We start from the raw sequence: 3,493 nt of genomic DNA on the forward strand, positions 1-3,493 counted from the left end.
TCGGCGACCTGCCCCACGGACTCGCCGAATCCGTCGGCGAACACCTCGCCGGCGACGTCGCCGGCGCGGGCCGCCTCCTGGTCGGTGAGGCCCAGCTGGTTCTGCAGCCGGGTGGTGGCCTCGGTGATGTCCATGGCCGCGGTCAGACCGGTCACGAACAGTCCGGCGACCGCGGCGCCGGCCGCCGCGGCGGCGATGTCCTTGAACGATGCCTCCACACCGGCCGCCGCCTGCTCGGCGCCGGCGGCCGCGTCACCGGCCGCGGTGCCGACATCCCCCAGCGCTCCGGCGGCCTTGTCGGCGGCCGCGGCGACGTCCTGGCCCACCTTGGCAGCCGTGTCGCTGATGCCCTCCAGGGACTCTTCCACGCTGTCAGCCGCGGTCTCGGCGCCTGCGCTCAGCCCGTCCGCGTCGACGCCCAGGCGCACCAGCAGCTCGTCCAGGATCGACATCCCCCACCCCCTCGCCTGCGGTCTTGTCGGTTCCGCCCATGCGCTTGTTGATGGCCTTCACCGCGGCGAGCATCTCCTGCCAGCCCATCCGCCGGCCCCGGTCCCACTGCGGCAGGAAGTCCTTCGGGCGGGCCCGCTGGCCTTTCTTGCCGCGGGCGGCGTTGGCCACGACCGAGGCGAGGATCGACATCAGCAGGTCGTCGCGGGCCGCCCCGAGCGGCCCGGTGATCTGCTCGTACGCCATCCACTCGGTGAGCTCCGCCGAGGACACCGACGCGAGCATGTCCGCGACGCTTCGGTGACCGAGGTGGCCGGTCAGGCGGAAGTAGAAGGCGCGCTCCGGGCGCGCCCGGAGTTTCCCGCCGCTTCCTCAACCGCTTTCTTGCCCAGCCCGGACAGGCGCCGTGCCACCTCGTACAGCCGGTGCAGTACCGCCCCGTTCTTCGTGCCCAGGTCCTTGACCTCCTTGTCGGTGAACAGCCGCTCGAAGTCCTCGCCGACCAGGGATTTGGCCAGGAGCTTGGCGGTGGAGTCGGCCAGGTTGATGCGCTGTACCGACCCGTTCGGTCCGAGCTGCACCATCGAGGCCTCGTGGGCGTCGCGGTCGGTGCCGGACAGGCCCAGCACACGGACCGTGCCGCCCCACTCGGGGACGTCGACGTCCTCCCACGTGCGGTCGTCGGCGGCGGTGATCTGGTCTTTCGTCAGGAATGCCACAGGGTGTGCCTTTCAGGTCAGGAGATGGTCGGCTTGCCGGACACCTTGAAGGTGATCGTGGCCGTGAGCTTGTCGTCGTAGGGGGCGTCCGGTTCGAAACCGGTCATGATCCCGGCGAAGGACCAGGTGGTCTGGCCGGGGTCGGGGAAGACCAGCTGGTAGTTGCGCGGCTCGGTGTCGTCGAAGTCGTCGACCAGCTGGTCGTGCTCGGACGGCTGGTAGTTGACGTCAATGGACACCTCACCGCCGTCCTTCAGGCCGCCGACGAACTCCATCCAGCCGTCCGGGCTGTCGTGGCTGGTGACGTCGAGGGTTTCCCGCGACAGGCCCGGGCCGGAGATCCCGGTCGGGTCCGCGATCGCGGTGAAAAGCTCGGGTGTGGCGCCGTCGCCGCGCCTCAGCTCGGTACCGAAGCCGTCCATGCCGGCCATAGGAACCACCTCTCTGGTGTGCTCATAGGTGCGCCCCCGGGCCGGCGGCGCGGGGGCAAGGGGTGAGGGCGTACGGGCTCAGCCGGACGGCTGCTCGGTCCGCACCCGGAACCTGACCGGCACGTGCCGCAGGCTGCCCGGCGGTTCGGGGTCCGTCAGCGTCTGCGAGAACTCGTAGTACGTCCCCACGTGGTGCAGGCCGGGCACGGTCAGCGGCTGGTGGTCGAACAAGGCGACCACCACGGCCAGGATCTGCAGGGCCTGCGCGTAGCCCTCGTAGCGGGACCAGATGTGCAGGGTGTGGGTGGTCTGCCGGCCCAGCCCCGACAGGCGGTTGTCCGGGGTCTCGGTGGACTCACCCAGCACGACGTACGGATACGCCGCGGTCTCCGGGACCTGGTCGTACACCCCGGTCACCAGGCCCATGAGGTCCGGGCTGTCCTTCATCCGCTCGTACAGGGCGCCCTGCACCAGCAGCATCGCCATGGGTGCGGTCACCGCAGGGCCCGCCTCACCTCGTCACTCAGGCGGGCGGTGTACCGGGCGCGCTCGGCCTCCAGGGCGGGGCCCAGGGAGGGCTGCGCGGGGGCGCGGCGGGTGCCGTGCTCCACGAAGTGCGCGTAGTACGAGGTGGGGTCGGACCATCCGACCTTGGCGGCCAGGCCGCCGTCCTCGTACTGGATATCCACGGTCTCGGCCAGGTGCCCGCCGGCCCGCGGTACGGTCCGCGCGGTCTCGTCCCGCACGGCCTCGGCGGACTCTTTCACCGCGCGGGCCAGGGCCTCGATGATGTCGGGGCCGAGCTCGTGCATGCGGTCCCGGAGGCGGGCGATGCCGTCGATCCGGACCGTCACCGCCCCGCGGCCGCGGGACCGGCCTGCTCGCCGTGCCACGCCGTCACCTCTTTCGCATGTCGCGGCGGATCGCGGCCAGCTCGCCGGCGACCGCCAGCAGCGCCAGCGCGATCGCGTACTCCGCGCCGGCAGCTTCGGTGTTGTCCAGGTCCAGGGCTGCTTCGGCTTCCTGCCGCAGTTCCAGCGGGTCCCTGGGCAGCGGCGGACGCCGCTGGTCGCTGGCGGGCATCAGGCGTCCACCAGCTCGAAGACGCCGACGGTGACGGTGGTGACGGCGCTGTAGGTGATCGAGGCGCGGCCGTCCGCGCCGGCGGTGAGCCGCGGCAGCGGGATCGCCCCCGACTTGCCCGCGGCCAGCACCAGGGTGGCGTCCGCGACGGCCAGCCCGGACACGTCCCCCGGGGTGACCACCGTGACGGTCACCGAGGCACCGGAGCCGTTCTTGACGTACAGGAAACGGCGGGGGCCGACGGGGACGGTGTCGCCGAGCGCGGCCGCGGCGACCAGGTGGTCGTCGATGACCGTGCCGCCGGCGATCGAGGCCAGATTCAGAGGCAGAGCAGCCATGAGTGATCCCTTCCGGGGGTCAGGTGGGTGCGGCCTGGATCAGCGCGCACTCGGCTTTCAGGTAGGCGGGGGCGGACGGGGTGACGGTGGACAGCACCCGGAAGGTGTCGCCGTCGCCGCTCAGCTGGTCGCCGCGGGCCACGTCCGCGTCCGGGAGGAGGTACACGGTGTGGGTGTGCTCGGACCCGGACTGCTGCGCCAGGGTGCGCTCGGCCGCCGAGGGCTGGTCGACCTTGGCCGGCACCTGCCCGGCCAGGCTGCGGACCGTGCGGCGGCCGCCGTAGCCGTCGTCCTCGCCGAGCTCCCGCCAGACCTCCAGCGTGCGGTTCAGCAGGTGGCCGATCGACCCGGTCACGTCCGCGCCCGGTACGCCGAGACGAGCTTGCGGTCGCTGCCGGACAGTTCCATCCCGATGTCCGTCGCGGTGTTGTAGGACCGGGACAGGTCCCCGAGCGTCTCGCTGGCGAGGTTG

At 72.0% G+C, this 3,493-nt stretch carries 8 protein-coding genes and 1 pseudogene; all 9 read right to left on the reverse strand.

What is annotated here, in order from left to right; genetic code table 11:
* Positions 1-452: pseudogene (locus VIW71_RS20160) on the reverse strand (hypothetical protein); the annotation flags it as partial.
* A complete protein-coding gene (locus VIW71_RS20165; RefSeq protein ID WP_331623798.1) occupies positions 373-735 on the reverse strand; it encodes a phage tail assembly protein T in 363 nt (120 codons plus the stop codon). The pseudogene VIW71_RS20160 and the gene VIW71_RS20165, both read right to left, overlap by 80 nt.
* Before the next feature lie 32 nt (positions 736-767).
* Entirely contained in the window at positions 768-1,169 is a 402-nt protein-coding gene (locus VIW71_RS20170; protein WP_331623799.1) for a hypothetical protein, read from the reverse strand.
* A gap of 17 nt (positions 1,170-1,186) precedes the next feature.
* Complete coding sequence (locus VIW71_RS20175; RefSeq protein WP_331623800.1) at positions 1,187-1,600, reverse strand: phage tail tube protein; 414 nt, start codon at positions 1,598-1,600, stop codon at positions 1,187-1,189.
* Between the two features lie 78 nt (positions 1,601-1,678).
* Positions 1,679-2,098, reverse strand: a complete 420-nt coding sequence (locus tag VIW71_RS20180; RefSeq protein WP_331623802.1) for a DUF3168 domain-containing protein — start codon at positions 2,096-2,098, stop codon at positions 1,679-1,681.
* Positions 2,095-2,493 carry an HK97-gp10 family putative phage morphogenesis protein gene (locus VIW71_RS20185; RefSeq protein ID WP_331623803.1) on the reverse strand — a complete coding sequence of 133 codons (399 nt, stop codon included), beginning with the start codon at positions 2,491-2,493 and terminating at the stop codon, positions 2,095-2,097. Before VIW71_RS20185 ends, VIW71_RS20180 begins: the two co-directional genes overlap by 4 nt.
* 4 nt (positions 2,494-2,497) lie before the next feature.
* Complete coding sequence (locus VIW71_RS20190) at positions 2,498-2,683, reverse strand: hypothetical protein (RefSeq protein WP_331623804.1); 186 nt, start codon at positions 2,681-2,683, stop codon at positions 2,498-2,500.
* Positions 2,683-3,021, reverse strand: coding sequence for a hypothetical protein (locus VIW71_RS20195; protein WP_331623805.1), 339 nt, complete (start codon positions 3,019-3,021; stop codon positions 2,683-2,685). The genes VIW71_RS20190 and VIW71_RS20195 overlap by 1 nt, the downstream gene beginning before the upstream one ends.
* 19 nt (positions 3,022-3,040) lie before the next feature.
* Positions 3,041-3,376 carry a phage head completion protein gene (locus tag VIW71_RS20200; RefSeq protein WP_331623806.1) on the reverse strand — a complete coding sequence of 112 codons (336 nt, stop codon included), beginning with the start codon at positions 3,374-3,376 and terminating at the stop codon, positions 3,041-3,043.
* Positions 3,377-3,493: the final 117 nt, after the last annotated feature.

This window comes from Streptomyces sp., from assembly GCF_036524955.1.
In the GTDB taxonomy this organism is placed as follows: domain Bacteria; phylum Actinomycetota; class Actinomycetes; order Streptomycetales; family Streptomycetaceae; genus Actinacidiphila.

Excerpts from the sequence above, each read along its gene's own strand:
- VIW71_RS20195 (WP_331623805.1), bottom strand. The coding sequence starts at position 3,021 with ATGGCTGCTCTGCCTCTGAATCTGGCCTCGATCGCCGGCGGCACGGTC.
- VIW71_RS20175 (WP_331623800.1), bottom strand. The coding sequence starts at position 1,600 with ATGGCCGGCATGGACGGCTTCGGTACCGAGCTGAGGCGCGGCGACGGC.
- VIW71_RS20190 (WP_331623804.1), bottom strand. The coding sequence starts at position 2,683 with ATGCCCGCCAGCGACCAGCGGCGTCCGCCGCTGCCCAGGGACCCGCTG.
- VIW71_RS20165 (WP_331623798.1), bottom strand. The coding sequence starts at position 735 with ATGCTCGCGTCGGTGTCCTCGGCGGAGCTCACCGAGTGGATGGCGTAC.